Here is a 24431-nt window from a genome sequence, read left to right on the forward strand (position 1 = left end):
ATAGGATGCGCCACGCCGAGGACTTTTAAACGCGAATTCAGCCGGGGATCACAGGCAGCGTCAGCGAGGAGGGGTGCTGCGCGTCGTGCAGGACGCTTTGGGTCGCCGTCTGTGTCGCCGCGTCGGATCCAAACCCCGCGCCGGTGTTGGGGTTCGGAGCAAACTGGGGATAGTCGCTGCTGGATATCTCCAGCCGGATGCGATCACCCGCACGGAATTCGTAACTCGTTGGCCATACTTGAATTTGGTACTCATACGCGCGACCTGGCGTGGTAGGCGCCGGATCTGACAACGAGTCCCGAAAAGACGTGCGCACGATGCCGTTGTTGAGATTGATGACCGCACCGTCGGACTTGACCACCGCCAGCTTTGCGGTGAAATCGGTGTCTGGCGCGGTGGTTTGAGCCCACAGGCGAACGGAAATCGGACCAGTCACCTCGGTGTCACGGTCCAGTTGCGCACTGGTGTACACCAGGACGTCTGATCGCTGCTCGACAGGAGTTTGGTCGTAAGGCCCCTGCGGGCCCGCGCTTGCTGAACAGCAGGAGTGACCGCCCAGGCTCGGTGCCGGAAACGCCGGGTCGTAGGTGTAGACGTCCGGAGGCTGCGCGGTAGGGGCGGTGGTCACCAGTTCGCCTTTGCGAGGCTTGATTCCTCCCGGTCCTGAGAGAAAGTAGGTGGTCCACTTCGTCTGTGGAAGAGGCCAACTCGTTGCCGACTTCCACGTGTCGGCGCCCATCACGAAATAGTCGACCCGCGGTTTGCCGGCGACATCGTTCTTCTGGCCCTTGAGGAAATGGTCGAACCACGCCAGCATCAAGTCGTTGATGGGGCTGTTGGCTACCGCGCCAATGGACTTCAACAGCGGCGCCGGGGCAGCGTCCGGTCGCCCCCAGTCGACGTGGTCCCACGGCCCGATGACCAGACGTTGGTTGTCGCGGGCGAATTCGGTGCCCCCGTGCGCCGCCATACCGGCGAAGTTCTGTGTTCCGCCGGCGAGGAAGGCGTCATACCACCCCTCGAAGTCGAGCACAGGTACCTTCACCGATGGGTAGCGCTCCCTGATGCTGAACTGGCGCCAGAAGCCATCGCGAGCGGAGTGCCTGAGCCAGTCGAAGTACCACGGGGCAACAGCGGGGTTCTGAGGTTGCAGCGGCGGCAAGTCCTTCAACGGCCGGAAGTTCATCCAGCGCGTCGGGTCAGCACCCGCGGCCTTCAATTGCTCGACCGTGGCCTGGTCGTTGCGGTTCTGCGCCGCCGAGGTGGCCAGTCCCATCGCCCACGGCTCGACGAAAGCCAGCCGGAATTCGCCGCCCTCATAGGTCCATCCGTCGTAGTAGTCCGACGCGGTGTTGGCGGGCACGATCGTCGTGAGGTGCGGCGGCGCGGTCACCGCGGCCAGCCACTGCGTGGCGCCGACGTATGACGACCCGTACATCCCGACCTTGCCGTTGGATCCTGGCAACCCGGCGGCCCACTCGACCGTGTCGTAGCCGTCGGCCATCTCGTGGGTGAACTCGTTGAACGTGCCGCCTGATGCGCCTTGGCCGCGCACGTCCTGAATGACGACCAGATAGCAGTGCGATGCGAACCAATCCGGTGGCTGGTAACGCGATCCGGCCTGTGCATCCGACTTCCCGTATTGGGTCCGCATCAGGATCACCGGTACGGCATCGGCGGTGCGCGGCCGGTAGACATCTGCGCGCAGAACAGTGCCGTCGCGCATCGTCGCCGGCACGTCGGACTGCTTGGTGACGGCGCACGGCCCGCGCCCCGCATGACCGGGAAACCGCGCCGGGGCGCCCTGTTCGCCGGCGGTGCAACCGGTCAGGGCCAACATCGTGGCCGCAGCGATGACGCAGAGGCGGATGGCAACGGAGCGCATTTCCTCAAAGCTAGTACGTGAAGTTCTGAGCCTCCGGCGCGGCTCGAACCGGCAAACCCGCTGCGCTGTCCGTTCAGCTACGGGTGCCGAGCGCCGTGAGGGTTTCAATCCCCCGTCCCCAGGTCAAGAATCTGGTGCTATCCCACTGCTCACGGCTCTTGGTGTGGTGGGCCGCCAGGGGCTCGAACCCGGAATAGGGTAAAAGCCGAGAGTGATAAGCCATTTCACCAACGACCCCAGTGCGCTCGGCAGGACTCTAACCTGCAGGCCCGCGCTCACACGGCAAGGATGAGCTTTCCGGTGTTCTCGCCGTTGAACAGCGTGAGCAGCGCATCGGGGAAGTCGCTGATTTGCCCGGTTTCGATGTGCTCATGCGAACGGAGCCGACCGTCGGTCAGCCAATTGCTCAGTTGCTCAAGGCCTTCCGGATACCTGCTGGCGTAGTCGAAGATGACGAAACCGGTCATCGACGCACGCGCAACCAACAGCTGCATGTAATTCGCAGGTCCACGTGGGGCGTCGTTGTATTGCGATACCGCACCGCAGAGCACGATGCGGGCGCCGTGGGCCAACCTGGCGAGAGCGGCCTCCAAGGTCGCGCCACCGACGTTGTCGAAGAAGACGTCGACACCGTTGGGCGCGTGGGTCTTCAGTTCCGCGCGCACGTCGGTGGTCTTGTAGTCGATCGCGGCGTCGAACCCGACCTGCTCGACGAGCCAGCGGCACTTTTGCTCACCGCCGGCGATACCGACCACCCGGCAGCTTTCGATGCGGGCGATCTGCCCGACGACGTTGCCAACCGACCCGGCCGCCCCGGACACCAACACGGTCTGGCCCTGCGCCGGCTTGCCGATCTCGAGCAACCCGAAGTAGGCGGTCAGACCGCTGATGCCCAGCGCCGCCAGGTAGGTGGTTGGCGGCGCCACTGAGGTGTCGATCTTGGTGACGCCCGCGCCATCGGACGTGGCGAAGTCCTGAACGCCGAACAGGCCGGATACCACATCTCCTGCCGCGAAGTCCCGGTGTCGCGACTCGACGACCCGCCCAATTGCCAACGCGCGCATGACTTCGCCGATGCCTACCGGCGGAACGTAGGAGCGACCTTCGTTCATCCAGGTACGCATCGCGGGATCGATCGACAAGTAGTCGATGGCGACCACGAACTCGCCATCACCGGCGACCGGAATGGGCTCCTCGACGAACGCGAAGTCATCGCGCGTGATCCGCCCCGTTGGGCGCGCGGCCAGTCGGCACTGGATGTTCACGGTTTTCACTGGCTCCGCTCCTGAGTTGTCGACAACAATCGGTTGGTGGCGGCGGCACAGTCGAGAACCGCCTGGCCCGCTTCGTCTTCCGCGGTGGCAGGCACCACCGCCACCGTGTCAGCGCCGGCGCGCAGGTAGGCCTGCAGCCGCGCGGCGATCTGTTCCGGGTCGCCGAACACGCCGATTTGTTCGACGAGGTCGAGCGGGATGGCCGCCGCCAACTCGGAACGACGGGTGCCTGCGCGTGCCTTCTCGACCAGGTCGGGATAACCGAGATCGGCGAACATTTCGCCGTACCCGGGCGGCGCGAGATAGACGGCCAACTGCCCGGCGGCCTGTCGCAATGACGCATCGCCCGGTCCCAGCGCGGCAGGTACCCATACCGTCAGGCGGGGCGGTTGGCGGTCTACCGCGGCGGCGTGCGCGTTCACCCGTTCGCGGACGGCGGCGACACGTTCGGGCGTCGCCAGGTTCAACACCACCTCGTCGGCGAGTTCAGCCGCCAACCGAATCATCCTCGGGCCGAAGCATCCGATACCAACGGTGCTCTGCGGCAACGCTTGACGAAGCCGGAAGCCGTGACTGCGGACATGGCGTCCGTTGAAGTCGGCGCGCTCGCCGCGCAACATCGGACGTAGGCACTCGACGGTCTCGCGCATACGGGCAGCGCTGTGCCGCCAGTCACGGTCGTGCCACCCGGCGACGATGACCGGGCTGGAGGCCCCCAGCGCGACGTCTGGTTCGCGGCCGGTCAACATCGCGACCGAACCGGCGCCCAGTGCAATGGCTGCGGGGGTCCGGACGCTGATGGGCAGCGGCCCCAGTGCGAGCCGCAGACCTGGCGCCTGCACTCCGATTGCGGTCGCCAACGCGAACGCGTCGAAGCTGGCCATCTCGCCGATCCAAAGTCGTTTCAGGCCTGCGTTTCTGGCCGCGAGTGCGATGTCAACCGCCTCGTCGTCGGGCCGGTTGAGCCAGAACGGAAGCACCGCCTCGATTGACTCCCTCACAGCATCGCCGCTTCTGTTGGCTGGCCGAGCAGGATGCGGCCGGGAAGTTCACGCGAGGCCAGATTGACCTGAAAGTGTGCGGTCGCGGTGAAAGCGTCTCGGAAGCGGCGCTGCAACGGTGCCCCGTCGTAGATGGCGCTGCCGCCGGCCAGGTCGTACATCCTGCGCACGACGTCGGCGGCCGTACGAACCCCGTGCGTGGCAGCCAGCCGCAATCGGGTACGCGCTTCCACCGGCACCGGCGGGTCGGCTTGGCTTGCCCGCCAGGCGGTTTCGACGGCCTGATAGTACAGCGCCCTGGCGCTCTCCAGATCCGCCTCTACCGCCGCGACGGCCGCCTGGACGGTCGGACGTTCGGCGAGTGTGCGCGCCGACGAGACACCCTTTTTGGCGCCGGCCAACTCGACGAAGTCGTCGATCGCGGCGCGGGCGTTGCCCATTGCGGCCGCGGTGATGCATGCGGCGAAGAATCCAAAGGGCGGGAAGCGGTACAGCGGCCGGTCGATCATCGGCCCGTCGAAGATGGACAGCACACGGTCAGCGGGGACGAACACGTCGTCGGCCACCGCGTCGTGGCTGCCGGTTCCCCGCAGGCCCAGAGTGTGCCACGTATCGAGCACCTGCAACTGCGCCGTGGGCAACGCGACAACCGCGGGTCGGTCGTCGTGCACGCAACCGGCGAACAGCACGTCGGCATGTGTGATGCCGCTGCAGAACGCCCATCGGCCCGTCACCACCACCCCACCGGGAACCGTGCGGGCTTTACCGTGTGGCGCCCACACGCCCGCGGCCACGCCGCGTCCGCCGCCGAAGTACTCCTCCCGACTGGTCGGCGGCAAGTAGGCGACGAGCAGGCTGGCGGTTGTCGCTATCGAAACGCACCAACCGGCCGAGGCGTCGCCACGGGCAATCTCCTCGGCGCAGCGCAGCGCCGTGCCAGGGTCCAATTCGCCACCACCCACCTCGGCGGGAGCACCTGCACGCAGCAGGCCGGCCTCGCGCAGGGCATCGACGAGATCGACGGGTAGTCGGCGCCCGGCATCGATCTGCTGCCCCAAGCCGCTTGCCATCTCCGCGATCCGGCGGGCGTGCTGCTGGATGTCTGGTCGTGTCGTGTCAGCGTTCACCGCGTCCCGGCCTCTCCACAAGCTACATTCGTGTAGCTTAAAGCTACGCCACGTAGCTTCACCGGTGCGGCGACTGTCAAGGAGGTGCGGATGGCCGAGACCGCGCAACGGCGCAACCGTCCCTACGCACCCCGGCTGTCCCCGGAGCAGCGACGCGAACAACTGCTGGACATCGTGCTCGACGTCATCGACACCGATGGCGTCGGCGCTGTCAGCATGGATGCGGTTGCGCGGCGCGCCGGGGTGACAAGGCCGGTGGTGTACGGCCAGTTCACCGACGCCAACGAGATGCTGCGCGCCTGCCTGGACCGCGAGGAGCAGCGCGCGCTGGCGCAGATTCTGGACGCCATGCCCGCCGCGGGTGAGGACACCATCGAGGCGTTTCACCGCCTGTTCGACACCTACCTCAACGCGGTGGCCGAGGCGCCGCAACGCTGGCGGTCGATTTTCATGATCGCCCCGAGTTGGACCCCGACGCTGAGCAGAAGCATCGCCAGGACCCGTGCTCGCATGGTGGCGGATTTCGAAGGGGCCCTGCATAAGTCACGCCCCGGCGGTAGACAGGCCGACCTGGACCTGTTGGCCCATCACCTGGTGGCCGCGCTGTGGGAATCGGGACGACTGCTGCTGGTATCGCCCACCGAGTACAGCCACAAGCGTCTGCTGCGCTCGCTGGATGCGATGTCCGTCGCGCTCCTGCAGCGGTGACTACGACGACTTCTTGGCGTCGGGCTTGATGGTCAGCGTGACGGTCTTGCCGTCGCGCAGAACGTCGATGGGAGCGTCCTGACCGACCTTGAGTTGCCGCACCCCGACGGTGAGCTCATCGAGATTGTTGATCTTGCGATCACCGATCTTGACGATGACGTCCTTTTCCGCGAGGCCGGCACGTTGCGCCGGGCTGTTCGGGTTCACCTTGGTCACCCTGGCGCCGCCGGTTCCGCTGTCATTGACCGACTCGGCGCTGACGCCCAGCGTCGCATGCGCGATCTTGCCGTCCCGGATCAGCGTCTCGATGACGAACTTCACCTCGTTGATCGGGATCGCGAAGCCGAGGCCGCTGGCACTGTCGGACAGCGACTTGCTGGCCGTGTTGATGCCGATCACTTCGGAGTTCATGTTGACCAACGGGCCGCCCGAGTTGCCGTGGTTGATCGACGCGTCGGTCTGCACGGCGTCGATGACCGTCTTGGTGTCGGACCCCTCACCTGACAGCGGTATCGCCCTGTGCAAGGCGCTGATGATGCCCTGGGTGTCGGTGCTGCGCAGGCCGAGCGGCGCACCGGCGGCCATCACCTGGTCACCGACGCGGAGCTTGTCGGAATCGCCAAGACGCGCCACCGACAGCTTGTCGACGTTGTCGACCTTGATCACCGCGAGGTCGGTTTCGGGGTCGCGCCCGACGAGGTTGGCAGGCGCCTGTTTGCCGTCGTTGAAGATCACCGACAACTTGAACTTGTCCGGACTGGCCGCCGCCTCCGAGATCACGTGGTTGTTGGTGATGATGTAGCCACGGCCATCGACGACCACTCCTGAGCCTTGAGAGCCTTCGGTATCGCTGATGGCCTGGATCGTCACCACCGAATCAGCCACCGCGGCAGCGACTTTGGCCATCTGCCCGGCAGGCAGGTGGTCGGTGTCGGTGGTGTTGAGGGTGGTCTTCGGGATGGTGAAGGCCTCGATGACCTCCGCGGTCTTGCGGCCCATCCAGCCGCCGACGAGCCCGATCAGTAGCGCGACGACGGCCAGCATAACCAGCGCGGGCCGCGACACCCTGCCGCCGAACAGAATGTCGCGGACGCCGAGCTTCTGCGTCGCGACCGATGGCGGTGCCGGAGCGGGCGGTGCTTGCGCGGCGACGGGTTCAGGCACCGGGTCGCCCGGCCGACCCGGCTCGTCATCGGTGGGGTCGGCGGTCAACGACGGGCCGAACGCTTCGGCCAGCACCGGCTGGGGTGGCTGATTGGTCGGCGTGTACTCGCCCTGATCGCGGTCGTCGGTAGCCAGGAATGCACTGTCGACGCCGTCGGGCCTGCCGAACGCGCGCTGCGTGGAGGCATCGACCGCTGGCCGCGAGACAGGGTGCGGCGACTTGTCGCCGCTGGGCTGGTCGCGGTTCGTCACGGGTTTCACTCTTTCCTGGCGCTGCACATCACAGCTGAACTGGCTACAAACGTACCGGAGCCAGGCGTCAGCTCTCTGGTGCGAACGCCGCCTCGAAGAACGCCAGTTCCAGTTGCATGGCTCGGCGGTAGGCGGCGCGCACGGCGGGGGTGTCGGCCTGCTCGTCGAGCAGGTCTTCCAACGAGCGCGCGATGTCGTCGAACGCGGGGTCGGCGTAGGTCGAGACCCACTCGGCGTACGGACCCGCCGCGCTGGCGTCCAACGACGACCCGAGCCACGCGTACAACCGCATACACGGGGTCATCGCCGCGAAGATCTCGTCCGATCCTCGGGTGGCTGCGGTGGCAAGCAGGAACTCCGTGTACGCGAGCGTCGCGGGCCGCGGCGTAACGCCTGCCATGTCGATACCCCACGCGGCGGCGTAGGAGGAGTGCAGTCCGAGTTCTTGCCGAACCCCGGTGAGCAGATCGGCCAGGGTCAGCAGCGTCGAGGTGTCCTGGCTGCGGACCAGAGCCATGGCGTATGCGCGGGCGAACGATTCGAGGAAGAACGCGTCTTGAGCGACGTAACCCGCAAATAGTGGCCGCGGCAGTGTGCCGTCGCCGATGCCGCGGACGAACGGATGCGCAAGCACGTCGGCCGTCACGTCGTCGTTGGCGGCCCACAGTTGTTCAGAAAGCCTCATCGGTCTCCCTTCTCCTCAATGGTCAAACCAGCTGTTTCTTGATTGTTATTCAGGTTTGTCTCAGTTGTCACATGGGTAACTCTGGTACCAGTGGTGTAGTGGCACACCACCGTCCACAGCGAAGAAAGAGATGAATGGAACACCCGTATGAACACTGTCCTGTACTTCAGCCCCAGCGGCGCCGCTTATGAAACCCGCGCGTACACCGCCGCGGATATCGCCCAGCTTGTCAACAACCATGGTTTGCAGTGCCTGACCAGCGCGGATCGACAGTTCGACTTCTGGTTCACCTCCTCTACCCGTCGCTGCCAGCGCCGCGCCAACCGGATCGCCACCGAGCTGCTGCTCGCCACCACATCGTTCACGGCGAAGTCGGTCCCGCTGCTGCGCGGCCACGTCGTCGTCGCCACCCATGATTCGGACGGCGACCTCGACGGGCTCAGTTGGCAACAGCTGGACCTATTGGCCCAACGAGGCCGCTCCTTGACGCGCCGTGAGGAGCGAATCCTCAACCGCCGCTTCGCCCGTGAGGACCGCCGCCAACAACGCAACCGCGCGCTCAGCGCCGCGGCGGAAGTAAAGCCCTTGCGTCGCAACGCAACCGAGTTGGTTTCGCCGGATGTGCATCGTCGAGGCCGTCAGTCCGCGGCCTGAGCGCCCGCGATCCCGCCCGACCGGAGGGTCAGCAGGGTGATCTCGCTCGGCGCGAACACGCGAAAAGGCGGACCCCAGAATCCTGTCCCCCGGCTCGTGTAGAGCTGGGTCCGTTCGCCGTGCCTGCTGAGACCGGCCACCACGGGTTGCTCCAGGCGGACGAGGAAGTGGAAGGGCCAGATCTGCCCGCCGTGGGTGTGGCCCGACACCTGAAGGTCGACTCCGGCCAGGGCGGCGTGCCCAACTTGCTTCGGTTGGTGCGCCAGCAGTAGCACCGGCAGTGCGCGGTCTGTCCCGGCCAGCGCTTCGCCGAGATCGGCGCCGTGGCCGCGCACGCCGGACGCCTTGGCGGTGGCATCGTCGACGCCTGCGACGATCAGTCGGTCACCGCCGCGCTCGACGACGACGTGCCGGTTGTGCAGCGCGGTCCACCCGATGCGCTCCATGTACTCCAGCCAGCCTTGGGCTTCGCTGAAGTACTCGTGGTTGCCCGTCACGTACACGCGGGCTGCGGTGGCCCGTACCGAAGCCAGCGGACTCGCCTGCGGCTCCCGCACCTCGACGGTGCCGTCAGCGACGTCGCCGAGGTGGCCCACGACATCGGGCGCCAGACTGTTCACGCGCGCCGCCACCGCCGCCGACCACCGCGAGCGGTTGATTGGCCCGTAGTGCGTGTCGGTGATCAGCGCCACCCGCAGGCCGTCAAGACCGGCTCCGAGCCGCGCGATGGTCACGTCGACGCGTTTGACGCGTGGGACCCGCATGGCTTCCAGATAACCCCAGATGAGAAGCGCCACCGCCATCGCCACGACCGCGGCCGCGACGGCCCGAGAGCGCAGCGGATTGTCGACGCCGGCGACCAGCAACGCCAGTCGCGCCAGTTGGCCGAGCACCGACCACGCGAACAGCACCCACACCGCGCCCAGCAGAACGTCGCCCGCGGCGGCAGCCCAGTCGAGGTGCCTGTGACCGTGCCCCAGCGCCATCAGCACCGGCAACGCCGCCAGCGCTATCACGAAAGCCGTTGTGCCGCCGATGAAGACTGGAACCGGCCAGGCCGCACCGGGTGCCAACAGCGTCCACCATGGCACGCCGAACAGCAGCAACAAGACACACGTGACGACGGCCCAGCGCCGCCAGTGCCGCCGCGGTCGGTCAACGGATTCGACGACGTCCGCCGGATTGTCTGTCATCATCAGCGACGTTACCGGCCGCCGAAAGCACGGCGTCGGTGATGCGGGCGACGATCGGGCTGTCGAGTTTCCAGCACTGCCAGTACAGCGGCACGTCGAGATGCGCTTCGGCCACCCGGACGAAGGACCCGTCACGTAACAGGGGTTCGGCGAGCGAGTCCGGGAACATGCCCCACCCGAGCCCAGCACGCACCGCAGCACCAAACCCCTCCGCCGTGGGCACGTAATGCAGCGGCCGCTGGATGTCTCGACGAAAAACCCTGCGCACCAACATGTCCTGCAACGCGTCGGCGCGATTCCACGCCAGCGACGGCGCCGCCGCCACCGCGTGGGCGGTGAATCCGTTGGCCAGGTAGCGGTTCTTGTACGCCCGGCTGGCCACCGGCAGATAGCGCATGACGCCCAACGCGTGTACCCGACATCCCGGCACCGGATGGTGTTCGGTGGTCACCGCGCCCATCACCAGGCCCTCCCGCAACAGCCGTGTCGAGTGGTCCTGGTCCTCGATACGAACGTCGAACAGCACCTCACCGATCGATGCGAACACGTCGGTGAACCAGGTCGCCATCGAATCGGCGTTGACCGCCAACGCGATCCGAGGCGCCGCACCGTGCCTGCCGCTTATCTCGGCCAGCGCTTCGCCCTCCAACAACGCCATCTGCGCGGCCAACCGCACCAGCGGCGCACCCGCCGCCGTTGCCGTGCACGGCTTCTCGCGGACCACCAGCACCTGGCCCACCCGCTGCTCGAGTGCCTTGATCCGCTGACTGACCGCCGACGGTGTCACATGTAACCGCTCGGCGGCCGCGTCGAAACTGCCCAACTCCACCACTGCGGCAAAAGCGGCCAGCTGCTGGCCGTCCAGCGTCATATTAGAGATTCTAATGCATCTCAAGAATCATTAGCTGGACTGATGGCAGTCGGGCTCTTACTTTCGGATACGTGAGCTCGCCACTGATCGTCGGTTTCGTCGCCTCGTTCACGCTGATCGCCGCGATCGGTGCGCAAAACGCGTTTGTGCTGCGCCAGGGCATCCGTCGCGAGCACGTGGTGCCTGTGGTGGCGCTCTGCACGCTGTCTGACATCGTGTTGATCACCGCAGGCATCGCAGGCGTCGGGGCACTGATCACCGCTCACCCGAGTGCACTGACCATCGCCAAGGTCGGCGGCGCGTTGTTCCTCGCCGGCTACGGCCTGTTGGCCGCGCGACGCGCCTTGCGACCGTCGACGCTGACGCCCGCGGAGGCCGCACCTGCGCGGTTACTCGACGTGCTGCTCACCTGCGCGGCGATGACCTTCCTGAACCCGCACGTTTACCTCGATACCGTGGTGCTGCTCGGCACGTTGGCCAACGAACATCAGAACGGACGCTGGCTGTTCGGCGTGGGCGCGGTCACCGCCAGCGCGGTCTGGTTCGTCAGCCTCGGCTTCGGCGCGCGACGGTTGGCCGGCCTGTTCGCCACCCCGCTGACGTGGCGCATCCTCGATGGCCTGATCGCGGTGATGATGATCGGACTCGGGGCGTCGTTGGCCTTGTCCTAACACTTTGGCATCGACACAATGGCCCCATGGGGGTCAGCGGCCAGATCCTTGGTTTACGGGATCGCAAGAAGATCAAGACTCGCGAGACCATTCGCCGTGAAGCCATGCGGTTGATCGAGGAGAACGGCTACACCAACACGACGATCGAACAAATCGCGGACGCCGCCGAGGTCTCGCCCAGCACCTTTTTTCGGTACTTCCCGTCCAAGGAGATGGTGCTGATGGCCAACGACCTGGACCAGGTCACCATCGAGGCTCTCGAAAAGCAGTCCCCCGAACTTCCGTCGTTACAAGCCTTCCGCCGCGCTTTAGAGATCACGATGACGACGCTGTCGGAGCACGAGTGGCGGTTCGAGCGGACGCGACTTCGGATGGTGCTGTCGATTCCCGAACTCAGGGCCACCCAGTTCGACGTGTACCGCCGCACCGTCGAGGCGCTCACCGAAGCCGACTGCCGCCGGACCGGGCGCAAGCCCGACGACTTCGAAGTGCGCGTGTTCGTCGGGGCGTTGGCGGGCGGACTGATGGCTGTCATCGACCAGGCGTCAGGGGTAGCCGAACGGCTGTACCGGGCATTGGACTTCATGGAAGCCGGTATGCCGTTGGAATCCGCCCACGTCGAGTGAGTAGTGTCATTCGCAAATAATTGACGTCGCTGTCAGGGTACGGTTCTGCCGGGTAACAACTGGCAGGGGGCTTGTCATGCATACAGCTGTTCGTCCGTTGGCGACAGCCGGAGTCGCGCTGTTGGGGGCTGGTGTCATCGCGGCGACGCCCGTCGCGGCGCCTCCGGAGGCGCCGACGCCGCAGATCCACCTTTCCGAACTACCAATGCCGCAGGTGCAACTGACGGCATCGGTCGTCGACATCTTCACTTTTCCCGCCTTCCGGCAGTGGGTGGTCAACCAGATCGACGACCTCGCGACGCTCGGCATCGGATTGGCCCGATCCGCAGCGGGGTTGGGACAGTCGCTTGCCGCGATTCCCTCGACGTTGGTTACCGCCACTCAACAGGTGCTCTCGGGTGACCTGCTCGCCGCCCTCACCACCTTCGAAACATATTTGGTCGGAAGCCTTGTCGCCGTTGGCGGACCGACGTTGGCCGCGATCATCGAACGGCGCCAACGCGTGCTTGCGGTGAGCGAGGCGATGCAGGAAGCCGTCCCTGCCGCGCTCATCGGGCTGGGCACCGGCGTCTTCGCGGCGGTGGACGGCGTCCTGCGCTCGTCGATCATCGCGGGGCAGAGTGTGGTGGACGCGCTGCTGCCGCCCAATCTGGGCAACCTGGTCAATGCCTTGGTCGGCGGCACCCAGCTGATTGCCGGCTCACTGGTCGACGGCGGCCAGGACATCGTCGATGCAATCGTGTTCGCGCAGAAAACAATTGCGACAGCGTTGGCTGCCAAGCCGGCGGCCTCCGCGACGGCATTCAGCGCTGAGGTGACGGACGTCCCGGATCTGTCGAACAAGGCGGCAATGGTCCCCGTGAGCAGCTTCGACACAGCGGCACCCAAACGGTCGTCAATCGAGGCAGCGAAATCGGTCGGGGATCAAACGGAGCCAGAGTCAACGGGTGGCACGCCCGAAGCGAAGAAGAGCAAGCGTGAGTTGACCGCAGTGGACGGCGCGCCGCCCACTGCGCACAAGACCGATCGAGAAACGACGAACTCGCCGAAGGCCGAGGGTGGAAAGAAGAGCGGCGACTCACCCGAACAGGAGCCTAGAAAGGCGGGCAGCAAGAAGGCCGACAAGGACTCGCAGGCCGAAGCCGCCGAGCACAAGTGACGCTTGCGCCCGGCGGCTAGTGGCCCGATCTCTGCCGGCCTACCCCATCGGTCCGCCGTCCGGCAGAGGCGCGTTGCAGCGGTCACGGAAGTCTGACGCGGGCTGCCTGACCGCTCTGATCTCGTCGGCCACCTGTGGGTTGCCGTCGAAGTAGTTGGTGATCTCGGTCCGCATTTCTTCCCTGGGCTTGCCTTTGAGTCCGGTGAAGAACGCGTTCACGTCCGGATGGCTGAACAGGTAGGAGGACATCCCTGCGTTCACCCCGGACATCACCCCAGCCAGGTCGGCCGCGGTGCAGTTGGGTGGATCGGCCGCCGCGGTTGCCGCGGTACCAATGAGCGTCGCACCGGCGATCACGCCAGCGCCGATCAAGCTGCGGATGAACATGTCAAACTCCTTGTTTTCGTGGATGATTGGGCAATTTCTCAACGTGGACCGATTCCGCCACCGCCAATGCCGCCACCGCCGCCAGGACGGCCGGGGCGGATCGGAGGCAGGATGACATCGACATCCCAGCCGTCGTCGCAGTACCACGGGTCGGCACAGTAGGACGGGTAGGACGGACCCGCCGACGGCGCATCCGGACCGCCGCCGCGAACGGTGCCCTGCGCACACACCGTCGCATTGCCGGCATTGGTGCAATCCGCCGACGCCGGTCCGGCAGTGACAATGCCGAAGGGGACCGCCGCCGCTGTCAGTCCCAGAATCAGGTAGCGCTGGCTTCTTCGCACGGCTACTCCCCTCCTATACGTGAGTGGCTCGCCAAGGTGAACCCCCCCGACGACGCGCTGGATCGTTATGAGCGAAGCGTAAATCGAACCGTTGCGGTGCGTTGGGTTATGCAGAATTTCATGATCGAGTTCTGTTGTTCCGGACAACATCACGATCGTCTACTTGGATTGCTGGGCGGACAACTCGCATTCGCCCTTCGTCTGCCCGAATCAATCACCGCTCGCTGGTAGCGGGTGTACGTTCACGGCATCGGACCGCTGAAATAGGGGCGTACGGAATGCCGGATCAAGATTGGACGAAACCCGCCGCAATGGCGATCCCGAAGGAGGGATATTTCGAACTCGAGCGGGGTCGGTACGGGCCGATTTTTCCGCGCACGCCCGCCTGTCACGGCTTCTCGATCATCGCCAAGGTCAAGGAGGGCCGGGAAGAGGCCGTCCGGGCATACGGCAAGACGATCGAGGACACCATTGCGGCGAGTCCAGAGGCGTTGGCGCCGCTTCGCCTACATTATCTGCGCTGGGTGCTCTTCGACGTCGGATCCGGCCTGCACTTCCAATATCAAGGCATCTTCGATACCGACTTCGACAAGTACACCGAAGACGCGGTACAGCTTTTCAGCGCCACCGGAATCACGACCGTGTTCACCAACCTCGAGGGCTTCCCCGAAGATTGGAAAGAGAACCCGGAGGCGTTCATCAAATTCGTTCGCGAGCACCAAGTTCCGAGCTTCCTGGAGTACGGCGAATACCCTTACGTCACCGCCGACGAGATCAAAAAGGCGCTCAGACTCAAGGCCGCCTTCTCGACGATGCTCGATCAAATGCAATGACTTCCACTCCGCTCGAAGCCATCGAGCAGTACATCAACGGCTTCAACAACGGCGACGCCGATGTGATGGAAGCGACGTTCGCCGTCCCAGGATCGATCCTCGACGGCATGCCGCCACACGTGTGGCAGGGACCGACGGCTGCAACAGACTGGTACCGAGATGTGCTTACCGAAGGCGAACTTCACGGTGATTCAGGCTATTTCGTGGACCTCGGCGAGCCGCTACATGCGAACATCACCGGCGACAGCGCGTATGTGGCGGTGCCCGCGACCATGACTTTCACCGTCGGCGGCGAGAAGGTCACCCAGACCGGCGCTGTTTTCACGGTCGCCCTTCACCAACGGTCCGACGGTTGGCGCATCGCGGCGTGGGCGTGGACGAAGGGCAAACAGTAGCAGTGCTCGAGTTCGACGACATTCAACACATCCTGTTGACCCGCACACCGGCCATCACCGGACGTTACGAGTTCCTGACGTTCGATACGCCGGAAGGAGGTCGCGCGTGGCTCTCCGAATTGCTGGACAAGGTCCAGTCGGCGGCAGATGTGCAGGCCACGATGGACAGTTCGGACCGGTGGGTGACGTTGGCGTTCACATGGAATGGTCTGCGGGCGCTCGGCGTGTCCGAGGAGTCGCTGGCAACCTTCCCCGACGAGTTCCGTGAAGGAATGGCGGCCCGCGCCGGCATCCTTGGCGATACCGGGCCGGCCGCACCCGAACACTGGGTCGGCGGCCTTGCCGGTGACGACCTGCATGCGATCGCGATCTTGTTCTCGCGCACCGACGAGCAGTGCAGGCGGTCCATCGCCGAACACGACAAACTGCTGGCGCGGACCGACGGCGTGCGGTCGCTGTCGTACCTCGACCTCAATGCCACGCCGCCGTTCAACTACGCCCACGATCACTTCGGCTTCCGCGACCGGCTATCGCAGCCGGTCATGAAGGGCTCCGGCGAAGAACCCACGCCGGGCTCCGGGGATCCGCTCGAGCCCGGCGAGTTCATCCTCGGCTATCCCGACGAAAACGGGCCCGTGACGAACCTACCCGAGCCAGACGTGTTGTCGCGCAACGGCAGCTACATGGCGTACCGCCGGCTGCAGGAGCACGTCGCGACGTTCAGGGACTACCTGCGTGAGAATGCCGAAACCCCGGAGCAACAGGAACTGCTTGCCGCGAAGTTCATGGGCCGCTGGCGAAGCGGTGCGCCGCTGGTGCTCGCCCCGGACAAGGACGATCCGGAGTTGGGTGCAGACCCGATGCGCAACAACGACTACAACTACAAGGAGATGGATCCGTTCGGCTACGCATGCCCGCTCGGGTCCCACGCGCGCAGGCTCAATCCACGCGATACCGCCCACTACATGAACCGGCGGCGGATGATCAGGCGCGGCGCCACCTACGGCCCCGCCCTGCCAGAGGGTGCACCCGACGACGGAATCGACCGCGGCATCGCCGCGTTCATCATCTGCGCCGACCTGGTCCGCCAGTTCGAGTTCGCGCAGAACGTGTGGATCAACGACAAGGCGTTCCACGAGCTAGGCAACGAGCACGACCCGATCTCCGGAACCCAGGACGGCTCGCTGGACTTCACCGTCCCCAAGCGTCCGATCCGGAAGGTGCACAAGGGGATTCCGGCGTTCACCACGCTCACCGGCGGCGCATACTTCTTCCTGCCCGGCATCAACGCCATTCACTACCTCGCCTCGCTCGGCAGATAGAAGGACCATCATGCGGGCACGCACCTACAACCAAAGCCACATCGCACGCAATCATGATGGTCGGCGGCGCATCAGCATCTACTGGACGTGGAGTTACCCCTGGGAGTCCCAACGGGATCCGGCCGTCATCTACAACCGCTTCTCCACCATGACCGAAGTCCGAAACGTCCTGTGGCCCTCCTATGAGACACCGGAGTATGACGCGGCGAACTTTCTACAAGGCATCGCCGGAACGCTGGAACTGTTCCACCGCTCCGCGTTGGCCTTTCAGGAGTTGGCCGAGGAAGCCACCGGCCACCCGGTCGCCGTCTTCCAGCGCATCGACCAGGCCGGGTACAAATTGCCGATCGACGAACGCATCCTCGCCGACACGGACACGCTGATGGTGTTCGGGCTCGACCACCTGCTCTCCGAACAGGAGGCTGCGCCCGAGGAGATCGCCGCGATCACCGAGTGGCTCAAGAGGGAAGGCACCTGCCTGCTGCTGGCGCCGCACCACGATGTGGGCTTCACCGAGGATCCCGCACAGCAACAGATGGAGTACGAACACCACGGTGACCGCCTTGTTCCGCGCCAGCAGAGGTTCGGCCAGTACACCCGGTCGCTGATGAAGGCGCTCGACGTGCCCGTGCACAACATCTGGGGACTGCGGCCGGCGGTCGTCGAGGCCACCAAGGAGATCGCGCCGCTGACCGGTTTCCGTGACCTCGATACGCCGCGACTGCTCGACAACGTCAGCACATTCAACTTCCACCCGCATCTGCCGCATTACGAGCTCACCGTGCCGGAGGGCGAGGGCGTGCACGTCCTTGGCCGTCAGCGCGTCGACCCCAACCGGCCACATCCGTTCACCGAGGCAGGCAACACGGAGTTCAACGCGCTGATCTGGATGCCACCGGGCGACCAGCGCGCGGGCGACATCGTGCTCATCGACTCGACACACTTCACCACGCTGTTCGGCGGCACCGACAGCCTCAAGAACCTGTGGCGGAACCTGGCCACCATGAAGTGACGCCGATGGGCAATCATGACTCATGCCCAATAGGACACCCAGCAGATCTGTCTTCATCACCGGAGCCGCCGCAGGCATCGGCCGTGCGACCGCACTGACCTTCGCCAAGAACGGCTACACGGTCGGTGGCTACGACCTCGACGAGGTCGGTCTGAAGGCCTTGGCCGACGAGATCGAGGCGCTGGGTGGTACCGCCGTCGTCGGACATCTCGACGTCACCGACCCGGCCGAAATGGACCAGCGCGTCGCTGAATTCGCAGAAGCCGTAGGCGGTCGACTCGATGTGATGATCAACAACGCGGGCATCCTGCTGGCGGGCCGGTTCGAGGACATTGACATCAGCAGACATCTGGCGGAGATCGACATCAACACCAAGGGCGTCCTCAACGGGCTACACGCCGCGTTCCCGTACCTCCGCGACACCGCTGACTCGGTCGTCGTCAACCTCGCCTCCGCGTCGGCGATCTACGGTCAGGCCGAGTTGGCCAACTACAGCGCCACCAAGTTCTTCGTCCGCGGCATCACCGAGGCGCTCGACATCGAATGGCAGCGCCACGGCATCCGGGTGATCGCGATGTGGCCGCTGTACGTGCAGACCGCGATGACCGACCACATCAGGACCGGCACCACCGAATCGCTCGGCATCAAGCTCACCGCGCAGGACGTCGCCGACGCGATCGTCGAGGCGGTCGCGCCGTCCCGACTACGCCGGGCGTTGCACCAGGTGCATTTTCCTGTCGGCGCGCAGACCAAAACGATGGTCGCTTGTTCGCGGTTCTCGCCTGCGTGGCTGACCCGGCTTGTGAACAAGCGACTTTCGCACTCCTGAGCTCGCCTGCAACTGGCACACTCCTCACATGTTTCGCATGACGGACGAGGACGTGTTCGTCATCCGCAATCGCGGCACCGTCGCGACGGGCCTGGTGGAAAGCGGCACGCTGCGGGTAGGCGACACCGTAGCGATCGACGGCAAGATCGATGCGCGTGTCGACGGCATCGAAATATTTCGCAAGTCGACCGATGCGGCCGGCGCAGGGGACAACATCGGTGTGTTGTTCAAGACTGTCGACAAGGGGCAGATCGGCCGCGGTTCGGTGCTCACCGCAGCCGGCGAGTCGGCCTTCCTCATCTGAGCGTCAGCCACCAACCACGACGCTCATCACGTCGGTGATCCCGCTGATCTTGAGCACCGGCATCAGGATCGGATTGACCACCACGTGCACGCGGTCGCCGCACGCGAACAGCGCGTTGATGGCCCCGCTGTCCAGATATTCGATGCCTTGCAGGTCGAGCCGCACCGGCCGTCCGTCCGCTTGGTCCAGCGCGCCGGCAACCGCGTCGGTGAATCGGTCGAGGTTACTCAGGTCGAGCTCACCCGCCACCGTGACGACGATCTGGCCGTCAGGACCGCGGCTGGTGGACACCGTGATGAGCGTGGCCATCATGCGATCCTCAGGTCCATCGCCACCGTGGTGCCATGGGCGCCGGGCGAGATGTCGACGTGGTTCATCAGCCCCCGCATCAGCATGATGCCGCGGCCACGGTCGGGGTTGGCCTCGGGCTGCGGGGTCTTCCATGATCCGGCGTCGGCGACCGTCACCCGCACACAGTCGCCCGACGCCGTGGCGTGCAGGCGCACCAGCCCCTCCGGGTCGTGACGATGACCATGCTCGATCGAGTTGGCCAGCGCTTCTCCGGTCGCGACAAGTACATTGACCGCCTGGTCCGGCCCGACGCCCGCCTGCGCCAGCCAGCTACGCAACGCGGTGCGGATCGGCGCCAACTGATCGGCTTCTGCCGGTATCGAGATGCTCAGTGGCGGCGGGTGTCGGTACAACAGCATGGCCACGTCGTCCTGGTAACCGTCGTCCGGCGTGATACGCGACATGATCGAGTCCGCGAGTTCGTCGAGGGTCGCGTCGCGGTTGTCGACAAGTAGATGCGCGGCGCGGCCGATACCGCGGTCCAACGGTTCGCGTCGCCGCTCGACGAGGCCATCGGTGTAGAGCAGCAACATCGAGCGGACCGGCAGCGTTCGCACGGCCTCACTTCGTGTGCCGCGGAACCCCAGACCGAGGGGGATGGCCCGGCCGCCGTCGAGCAGTTCGACGCTGGTGTCCGCGTGCACCATTACCGGCGGGGGGTGCCCGGCGCTCGAATACACCAACTCGCCGGTGGCCGGATTCAGCACCGCGCAGAACGCCGTGGTGGTCCGCGCGCCGGGCAGCCGGCCTGCGAAGCGGTCCAGCGCGGTCAGCACGGCGCACGGACTGGACTGTTCCAGTAACAGCGCACGGCACGCGCTTCTCAGCTGACCCATGACGGTGGCCGCCGCAAGACCGTGACCCACGCAGTCACCGACCACCAACCCAATGCGGCCGTCGTCGAGTTCGATGACGTCATACCAGTCACCGCCCACTTGAAGTGGCCGGGTTGCAGGCTGATAGCGCGCCGCGAATCCGCCCGGTAACACCGCCGGACCGAGAATCGCGGACTGCAACGCCAGCGCTGTCTCACGTTGCTGGTCAAGCTGATACACGCGCTGCAACCCTTGCCCGAGGCGGCTGGCAAGCACGGCGAAAAGCGTGCTGTCCTCGGTGGTGAACGGTCGCCGGTGAGCCAACTCCAGATACAGCACCAGGATTCCATGCGGATGTTGTAGGGCAATGGCCGCGGTTCCAGGATCTGACGCATCGCTGACCAGCAGATCACCGTCCCGCATCGCGGTCAGCCGTTCTCGGACGCGTTCGGCGACGTCGTACCACTGCGTCGGCACGCCCGCAGTATGAATCCGCGGCGGATCATCCTCGGAGCCCGTCGAAGCCATGGTGAACGTCGCGGCCAACACTGTGCGGGCCTGCCAGAGGCGGCGCAGCTCCTCAGCGGCGGCGGTGATGGCGTCGTCCAGTGTGTCCGCTTGCGCGAGTTGCTCATTGAGCTCGGCGAGGGCAAGGTCGCGTTGCAGGGCGTAATGCTCGGCGGTGACATCGCGGAAGGAGCCGACAATCACCCGGTGCCCGGTGTCGGGGTCCTCGGTGCGGTTGAAGCTGTAGCTGACCCACAGTTGATGGCCGTCCCGGTGGACCACCGGGATGGTGCCCGCGTCGCTGCCGCGGGTGAACAGTGAGTCGAACGCGGCTTGAACCTGCCGGTATCCGTCCGGGTCGGCGTCTGCATCGGGCCACCACGGGTGGACCGGTTCGAACGGCAGATGTTCCGGCCCGTAGCCGAGGATGTCGGTGAACGCTGTGTTGATCTCGACGACGGCGCCACGCTCGTCGCAGACGAAGAACGCCTCTTGCAAAGCATCGACAAGTGCTGTGCGCCAGCGTGAATGATGTCTGCGCAGCCGGAACAACTCGACATTGGCGCGGACGCGGGCCAGCAGTTCCGCTGCGGCGAAGGGCTTGACGAGATAATCGTCCGCGCCGGCCTGCAGACCCTCGATCGAGGCTTCCTGTCCAGCCCGCGCGGACAGCAACAGAACCGGCACGGCCGCCGTGCGGGTATCCGCCCGCAATGCCGCGACAAGCGCGAGTCCGTCCATCCGAGGCATCATCACGTCGCTGACGACCAGGTCGGGCATGCTCTCCCGGACCGCTTCGAGGGCCGATCGGCCATCGGTCACGGCATCGACGACATAGCCCGCGCTGTGCAGCAGCCGCGAAAGATACTGGCGCATATCGGCGTTGTCGTCGGCGATCAACACCCGCGCTGGCGGCCCCGAGACAGCGAACGTCATGCTCACTTCGGTGTCGGCCGTCAACACGTCCTCGGTCGGTCCGGTGCCGGGCTCGTCTGGAAGCCAACGCAGCGCCTCCGCCACATAGGGTTCTGCCAGACCAGACGGTGCGAGTTCACGCCCTAAGGCGACGACCTCATCGGCGGGCAGGTGATCCGATCCGAATCGCAACCGAATGGTGAAAGTCGTGCCCGCGTCTTCTTCGCTTTCGGCCTCGATGGATCCACCGTGCAACGCGACAAGTTCCTTGACGAGCGCCAAGCCGATCCCGCTGCCCTCATTGGAGCGGGCGCGAGTCGCCTCGATCCGGTGGAAACGTTCGAACAAGCGGGGTATCTCGTCGGCCGCCACACCGACGCCGGTGTCGCGCACCGTGACAACCGCGTGGCGGTCCTCTCGCCGCACGCTGACCGAAAGACTGCCTTCGAACGTGAACTTCAGCGCATTGGACAGCAGGTTGAGCACGACCTTCTCCCACATGTCCCGATCGACGTACACCGGTTCACCCAGCGGTGGACAGTCCACCTCGAACTTCAACCCGGCCCGATTGACCGCGGACCGGAAGACGCTGGCGAGTTCGGCGGTGACGGCCGACAAATCGACTGGCTCGTACCGAGCCTGGGCCCGGCCTGCTTCGATGCGGGAGAAGTCGAGCAGCGTGTTGACCAGCTTGGCCAGTCGCAACGAGTTGCGGTACACGACCTCCAGCTCCTGGCGCACATTCTCGTCCAGAACTGATGCGGGAGAACGCATTTCGGCCACCGGCGCCATGATCAGCGTCAGGGGTGTCCGGAACTCGTGGCTGATGTTGGAGAAGAAGGTGGTCTTGGCGCGGTCCAGTTCGGCGAGTTCCTCGGCGCGCCGCTGCTGCGCTGCATAACTTCGAGCGCTGCCGATACCGGCGGCGATATGACCCGCCACCAACGTGACGAAGTCGCGGTAATGCTCGTCGAGGGCGCGATAACGATTGATCGCCGCGACGAGGAACCCCGCGGGCGCGGCGCCCTGTTGCGCCAACGGCGTCACCAGGGCCTGGGTCGGCGGCTCATGCCAAACACCGCGGGGCAGATTCGGATACCGCTCGCCGTCCAACTCGACGAGAAGCTGTTGCCCGCGCGCAGTTTCCGCCAACGGCCATAGCGGGGGCGCGTCGGCGGACAGCAGTGCCGGTGCGGCCGGATGGCCGGGCTCGATACCGCTGCATCCCGCCAGCCGTGCGCCCCCCTTGCCGTCGAACAGGTACGTCAAGGTGAAAGGCAGATCGCGGGGGTTGTTGCTGAGTTGGCGGGCGGCGTGCGCCAGGGTCTCGTCTTCGGTGCGCACGACGCTGGGATCGGAACCGAGATCACGCAACGTGGTGATCCGGCGCTGCGCGATCACCCGTTCGGTGTCCTCGCTGACCACGCACAGCATGCCCACCGCACGTCCCAGTTCGTCACGCAACGGGCTGTACGAAAACGTGTGGTAGGACTCTTCTGGGTAGCCGGACCGTTCGAGGAACAACAGCAGCGCGGAATCCCACGTCGCCCGTCCGGTGGCCAGCACACCGTCGATGCGTGGGCCGATGTCGGGCCATATCTCGGCCCAAACCTCGTGGGCGGGGCGGCCCAACGCCCACGGATACTTGCGGCCGAGGGTGTCCCGGCGGTAGGCGGCGTTGCAGAAGAACGTCAGCTCCGGGCCCCACGCCATCCACATCGAAAAGCGCGACGACAGCAGGATGCTGACCGCCGTCTGCAAACTCTGCGGCCATTCTTGGGCCGGACCGAGTGGTGTCCGTGCCCAATCGACAGCTGCCAGATCGCGTCCGATCTCCGGATCCGCGTTGAACACCGCGGGTAGCGAGTCTGGTCCGATGTCGTCCGCGCCCATCTCACTCCCGTCGGCTAGCTGACCCCGAAGGGGGTGGGGCAGCGGCAATTGCACGACGCGATATACCCACGATGACGGCGCGTCAACCGCCGTCGTCGGCCGGCGCAGTGAGTGCGTCCGACACCGTCGGGTAGGGCCGAACCACGGAGTCGAGTTGAGTGACTTGCAGCGGCCGCAGCACCTCGGCGGCGTTGGCCACCAGGCGCACTGCCACGCCGCTGGTGGTGCCGAGCTGATAGCACCCCAGCACGGCGTTCAAGCCGGCGCTGCCGAAATACGTTACGTCACCCAGATCCACGATCAGCAGTTTGTGTGATTGGTCGGACGCCACCGTGAGCGCGGTTTCCAGATTGCGGACCAACGCATCGACCGTCGCGGTGTCGATGTCGCCCGCCACTGCGACGACAACCGCGCAGTCGCGCACATCCTGTTTGATTTCCAGATTCGGCACTGCTGATGTGGTCCCCTACTTGTCGCCATCCCCGTTTCGGAGATTAGGCGACGGTGCATCGATAGCGCACAGTTTCACCGCACACACTGGGCCGACGCTCAGCGCGGCACCCGCTGGTGCACGGTGAGCAGCAGGTGATCGAACTGCCGGCGCAGCACGTCGGGTTGATACTGCACACTGTCGAGTTCGGCGACGATCTGAGCGGCCAGCGCCCGGAGTTTGGTATTGGTCTGCTGGGAACGCCATTGCAACATCGCGAAGGCTTGATCGGCATCGATCCGATACACGACCATCAAGGCACCCTTGGCCTGTTCGATGGCGGCGCGGGCTTCGAACATCTCAGGCAGGACCGCGTCGAGCGCGCTCTTCCGCGACTGGTCGACGGAGTCGGTCAGGTCGATGTAGAACCCTTCGGTTCCGACCACGGCGCCCTGGTCGTTGTACATCCTGTCGGCGAGGACGATCACGCTGTGTTCGCGCCCCGCGGTGTCGATGAAACGATGCCTGCTCGAGAACGAGCCGCCCTGATGGAGCGCCTGGTCGAGGAGATCCTGGACGTGCTGGCGGTCGTCGGGATGTTTGTGAGACAGCAGAAGCGCTGTGGTCGGCTCGACGGCGCCCGGTTGGTAGCCGTGCATGCGGGCGACCTCGTCCGACCATTCCCATCGCTGGCCGACGAACCAGAACCGGAAGGCGCCCACGGTCAAGTCGTCGTGCTCGCCGGCTCTGACGCTCGGCGCCAGTTTCGAGAAGGCCATGCTCTATGTCACCACAACGCTGCCGGCTCAGTGGCGAGTCCGCCG

The 24431-nt window shown here is 65.5% G+C and carries 24 protein-coding genes, 1 tRNA gene and 1 pseudogene; 11 read left to right on the forward strand and 15 right to left on the reverse strand.

The features are described 5' to 3' along the window. Window positions 1–37 precede the first annotated feature (37 nt). The 5 genes and pseudogenes from ACGFK1_RS27495 to ACGFK1_RS27515 form a co-directional block, all read right to left on the reverse strand. A complete protein-coding gene (locus ACGFK1_RS27495) occupies window positions 38–1885 on the reverse strand; it encodes a CocE/NonD family hydrolase (RefSeq protein WP_393437084.1) in 1848 nt (615 codons plus the stop codon). 240 nt (window positions 1886–2125) lie between these two features. Further along, window positions 2126–2212 (reverse strand) — tRNA-Thr (locus ACGFK1_RS27500). Beyond that, window positions 2164–3159, reverse strand: a pseudogene (locus ACGFK1_RS27505) (NADP-dependent oxidoreductase); the annotation flags it as partial. The gene ACGFK1_RS27500 and the pseudogene ACGFK1_RS27505, both read right to left, overlap by 49 nt. Beyond that, window positions 3156–4160 (reverse strand): LLM class F420-dependent oxidoreductase, encoded by a 1005-nt coding sequence (locus tag ACGFK1_RS27510; RefSeq protein ID WP_393437087.1) that lies wholly within the window; start codon window positions 4158–4160, stop codon window positions 3156–3158. The pseudogene ACGFK1_RS27505 and the gene ACGFK1_RS27510, both read right to left, overlap by 4 nt. Beyond that, complete coding sequence (locus ACGFK1_RS27515; protein WP_393437090.1) at window positions 4157–5287, reverse strand: acyl-CoA dehydrogenase family protein; 1131 nt, start codon at window positions 5285–5287, stop codon at window positions 4157–4159. Before ACGFK1_RS27515 ends, ACGFK1_RS27510 begins: the two co-directional genes overlap by 4 nt. A 90-nt stretch (window positions 5288–5377) precedes the next feature. Between ACGFK1_RS27515 and ACGFK1_RS27520 the strand changes: the two genes are divergently transcribed. After that, window positions 5378–5995 (forward strand): TetR/AcrR family transcriptional regulator, encoded by a 618-nt coding sequence (locus ACGFK1_RS27520; RefSeq protein WP_393437092.1) that lies wholly within the window; start codon window positions 5378–5380, stop codon window positions 5993–5995. Here ACGFK1_RS27520 and ACGFK1_RS27525 read toward each other — a convergent pair whose 3' ends face one another. Together ACGFK1_RS27525 and ACGFK1_RS27530 are read right to left on the reverse strand one after the other, a co-directional pair. After that, window positions 5996–7411: a S1C family serine protease gene (locus ACGFK1_RS27525; protein ID WP_393437095.1), complete on the reverse strand. Its 1416-nt coding sequence runs from the start codon at window positions 7409–7411 to the stop codon at window positions 5996–5998. It lies immediately after the preceding gene. 67 nt (window positions 7412–7478) lie between these two features. After that, window positions 7479–8096 carry a TenA family protein gene (locus ACGFK1_RS27530; protein WP_393437097.1) on the reverse strand — a complete coding sequence of 206 codons (618 nt, stop codon included), beginning with the start codon at window positions 8094–8096 and terminating at the stop codon, window positions 7479–7481. Window positions 8097–8243: 147 nt separating this feature from the next. Between ACGFK1_RS27530 and ACGFK1_RS27535 the strand changes: the two genes are divergently transcribed. Continuing rightward, the gene (locus ACGFK1_RS27535) at window positions 8244–8750 is read left to right on the forward strand and encodes a hypothetical protein (RefSeq protein ID WP_393437099.1); all 507 of its coding nucleotides are present in this window, start codon (window positions 8244–8246) and stop codon (window positions 8748–8750) included. Here ACGFK1_RS27535 and ACGFK1_RS27540 read toward each other — a convergent pair. Together ACGFK1_RS27540 and ACGFK1_RS27545 are read right to left on the reverse strand one after the other, a co-directional pair. Further along, window positions 8735–9943, reverse strand: coding sequence for a metallophosphoesterase (locus tag ACGFK1_RS27540; RefSeq protein ID WP_393437101.1), 1209 nt, complete (start codon window positions 9941–9943; stop codon window positions 8735–8737). The genes ACGFK1_RS27535 and ACGFK1_RS27540 overlap by 16 nt on opposite strands. Further along, window positions 9906–10814 carry a LysR family transcriptional regulator ArgP gene (locus ACGFK1_RS27545; RefSeq protein WP_393437104.1) on the reverse strand — a complete coding sequence of 303 codons (909 nt, stop codon included), beginning with the start codon at window positions 10812–10814 and terminating at the stop codon, window positions 9906–9908. The genes ACGFK1_RS27540 and ACGFK1_RS27545 overlap by 38 nt, the downstream gene beginning before the upstream one ends. Window positions 10815–10885: 71 nt before the next feature. Here ACGFK1_RS27545 and lysE point away from each other — a divergent pair, with 71 nt between their 5' ends. The 3 genes from lysE (at window position 10886) to ACGFK1_RS27560 (ending at window position 13270) form a co-directional block, all read left to right on the forward strand. Further along, the gene (gene lysE, locus ACGFK1_RS27550; RefSeq protein WP_393437107.1) at window positions 10886–11485 is read left to right on the forward strand and encodes an L-lysine exporter; all 600 of its coding nucleotides are present in this window, start codon (window positions 10886–10888) and stop codon (window positions 11483–11485) included. A 26-nt stretch (window positions 11486–11511) separates the two neighbouring features. Then, window positions 11512–12111 (forward strand): TetR family transcriptional regulator, encoded by a 600-nt coding sequence (locus tag ACGFK1_RS27555; protein ID WP_393437110.1) that lies wholly within the window; start codon window positions 11512–11514, stop codon window positions 12109–12111. Between the two features lie 76 nt (window positions 12112–12187). Further along, complete coding sequence (locus ACGFK1_RS27560) at window positions 12188–13270, forward strand: hypothetical protein (protein WP_393437112.1); 1083 nt, start codon at window positions 12188–12190, stop codon at window positions 13268–13270. Between the two features lie 39 nt (window positions 13271–13309). Here the strand turns inward: ACGFK1_RS27560 and ACGFK1_RS27565 are convergent, their stop codons facing one another. Beyond that, complete coding sequence (locus ACGFK1_RS27565) at window positions 13310–13657, reverse strand: heme-binding protein (protein ID WP_393437115.1); 348 nt, start codon at window positions 13655–13657, stop codon at window positions 13310–13312. A 38-nt stretch (window positions 13658–13695) separates the two neighbouring features. Next, entirely contained in the window at window positions 13696–14001 is a 306-nt protein-coding gene (locus ACGFK1_RS27570; RefSeq protein ID WP_393437117.1) for a hypothetical protein, read from the reverse strand. Window positions 14002–14279: 278 nt separating this feature from the next. On the opposite strand from ACGFK1_RS27570, the gene ACGFK1_RS27575 reads away from it, so the two are divergent. The 6 genes from ACGFK1_RS27575 to ACGFK1_RS27600 are packed head-to-tail and all read left to right on the forward strand — an operon-like array spanning window position 14280 to window position 18696. Beyond that, on the forward strand, window positions 14280–14834 hold the full coding sequence (locus ACGFK1_RS27575; protein ID WP_393437120.1) for a hypothetical protein: 555 nt from the start codon (window positions 14280–14282) through the stop codon (window positions 14832–14834). Continuing rightward, entirely contained in the window at window positions 14831–15229 is a 399-nt protein-coding gene (locus tag ACGFK1_RS27580) for a YybH family protein (RefSeq protein ID WP_393437123.1), read from the forward strand. The genes ACGFK1_RS27575 and ACGFK1_RS27580 overlap by 4 nt, the downstream gene beginning before the upstream one ends. A gap of 2 nt (window positions 15230–15231) precedes the next feature. Continuing rightward, entirely contained in the window at window positions 15232–16551 is a 1320-nt protein-coding gene (locus tag ACGFK1_RS27585) for a Dyp-type peroxidase (protein WP_393437126.1), read from the forward strand. A 10-nt stretch (window positions 16552–16561) separates the two neighbouring features. Next, a complete protein-coding gene (locus ACGFK1_RS27590; RefSeq protein ID WP_393437129.1) occupies window positions 16562–17563 on the forward strand; it encodes a hypothetical protein in 1002 nt (333 codons plus the stop codon). A gap of 22 nt (window positions 17564–17585) precedes the next feature. After that, window positions 17586–18392 (forward strand): SDR family oxidoreductase, encoded by an 807-nt coding sequence (locus ACGFK1_RS27595; protein ID WP_393437132.1) that lies wholly within the window; start codon window positions 17586–17588, stop codon window positions 18390–18392. 28 nt (window positions 18393–18420) lie between these two features. Next, complete coding sequence (locus tag ACGFK1_RS27600; RefSeq protein WP_393437135.1) at window positions 18421–18696, forward strand: EF-Tu/IF-2/RF-3 family GTPase; 276 nt, start codon at window positions 18421–18423, stop codon at window positions 18694–18696. A gap of 3 nt (window positions 18697–18699) precedes the next feature. On the opposite strand, the gene ACGFK1_RS27605 is transcribed toward ACGFK1_RS27600, so the two are convergent. The 4 genes from ACGFK1_RS27605 to ACGFK1_RS27620 all read right to left on the reverse strand — a co-directional run bounded on the left by ACGFK1_RS27605 (window position 18700) and on the right by ACGFK1_RS27620 (window position 24386). Beyond that, window positions 18700–19005 (reverse strand): STAS domain-containing protein, encoded by a 306-nt coding sequence (locus tag ACGFK1_RS27605; RefSeq protein ID WP_393437138.1) that lies wholly within the window; start codon window positions 19003–19005, stop codon window positions 18700–18702. Next, on the reverse strand, window positions 19005–23177 hold the full coding sequence (locus tag ACGFK1_RS27610; protein WP_393437141.1) for a SpoIIE family protein phosphatase: 4173 nt from the start codon (window positions 23175–23177) through the stop codon (window positions 19005–19007). Before ACGFK1_RS27610 ends, ACGFK1_RS27605 begins: the two co-directional genes overlap by 1 nt. 82 nt (window positions 23178–23259) lie before the next feature. After that, window positions 23260–23628, reverse strand: a complete 369-nt coding sequence (locus ACGFK1_RS27615) for an STAS domain-containing protein (protein WP_393437144.1) — start codon at window positions 23626–23628, stop codon at window positions 23260–23262. 98 nt (window positions 23629–23726) lie between these two features. Then, window positions 23727–24386, reverse strand: coding sequence for a PAS and ANTAR domain-containing protein (locus tag ACGFK1_RS27620; protein WP_393437148.1), 660 nt, complete (start codon window positions 24384–24386; stop codon window positions 23727–23729). Window positions 24387–24431 lie beyond the last annotated feature (45 nt).

This window comes from Mycobacterium sp. NPDC048908, from assembly GCF_043197955.1.
Lineage (GTDB): Bacteria > Actinomycetota > Actinomycetes > Mycobacteriales > Mycobacteriaceae > Mycobacterium.

What these genes read in the sequence shown, in the direction of transcription:
- ACGFK1_RS27495 (WP_393437084.1), bottom strand. Translation starts at nt 1,885, where the DNA reads ATGCGCTCCGTTGCCATCCGCCTCTGCGTCATCGCTGCGGCCACGATG.
- ACGFK1_RS27520 (WP_393437092.1), top strand. Translation starts at nt 5,378, where the DNA reads ATGGCCGAGACCGCGCAACGGCGCAACCGTCCCTACGCACCCCGGCTG.
- ACGFK1_RS27530 (WP_393437097.1), bottom strand. Translation starts at nt 8,096, where the DNA reads ATGAGGCTTTCTGAACAACTGTGGGCCGCCAACGACGACGTGACGGCC.
- ACGFK1_RS27535 (WP_393437099.1), top strand. Translation starts at nt 8,244, where the DNA reads ATGAACACTGTCCTGTACTTCAGCCCCAGCGGCGCCGCTTATGAAACC.
- ACGFK1_RS27540 (WP_393437101.1), bottom strand. Translation starts at nt 9,943, where the DNA reads ATGACAGACAATCCGGCGGACGTCGTCGAATCCGTTGACCGACCGCGG.
- ACGFK1_RS27545 (WP_393437104.1), bottom strand. Translation starts at nt 10,814, where the DNA reads ATGACGCTGGACGGCCAGCAGCTGGCCGCTTTTGCCGCAGTGGTGGAG.
- ACGFK1_RS27555 (WP_393437110.1), top strand. Translation starts at nt 11,512, where the DNA reads ATGGGGGTCAGCGGCCAGATCCTTGGTTTACGGGATCGCAAGAAGATC.
- ACGFK1_RS27560 (WP_393437112.1), top strand. Translation starts at nt 12,188, where the DNA reads ATGCATACAGCTGTTCGTCCGTTGGCGACAGCCGGAGTCGCGCTGTTG.
- ACGFK1_RS27565 (WP_393437115.1), bottom strand. Translation starts at nt 13,657, where the DNA reads ATGTTCATCCGCAGCTTGATCGGCGCTGGCGTGATCGCCGGTGCGACG.
- ACGFK1_RS27575 (WP_393437120.1), top strand. Translation starts at nt 14,280, where the DNA reads ATGCCGGATCAAGATTGGACGAAACCCGCCGCAATGGCGATCCCGAAG.
- ACGFK1_RS27580 (WP_393437123.1), top strand. Translation starts at nt 14,831, where the DNA reads ATGACTTCCACTCCGCTCGAAGCCATCGAGCAGTACATCAACGGCTTC.
- ACGFK1_RS27590 (WP_393437129.1), top strand. Translation starts at nt 16,562, where the DNA reads ATGCGGGCACGCACCTACAACCAAAGCCACATCGCACGCAATCATGAT.
- ACGFK1_RS27595 (WP_393437132.1), top strand. Translation starts at nt 17,586, where the DNA reads ATGCCCAATAGGACACCCAGCAGATCTGTCTTCATCACCGGAGCCGCC.
- ACGFK1_RS27600 (WP_393437135.1), top strand. Translation starts at nt 18,421, where the DNA reads ATGTTTCGCATGACGGACGAGGACGTGTTCGTCATCCGCAATCGCGGC.
- ACGFK1_RS27605 (WP_393437138.1), bottom strand. Translation starts at nt 19,005, where the DNA reads ATGGCCACGCTCATCACGGTGTCCACCAGCCGCGGTCCTGACGGCCAG.
- ACGFK1_RS27610 (WP_393437141.1), bottom strand. Translation starts at nt 23,177, where the DNA reads ATGGGCGCGGACGACATCGGACCAGACTCGCTACCCGCGGTGTTCAAC.
- ACGFK1_RS27620 (WP_393437148.1), bottom strand. Translation starts at nt 24,386, where the DNA reads ATGGCCTTCTCGAAACTGGCGCCGAGCGTCAGAGCCGGCGAGCACGAC.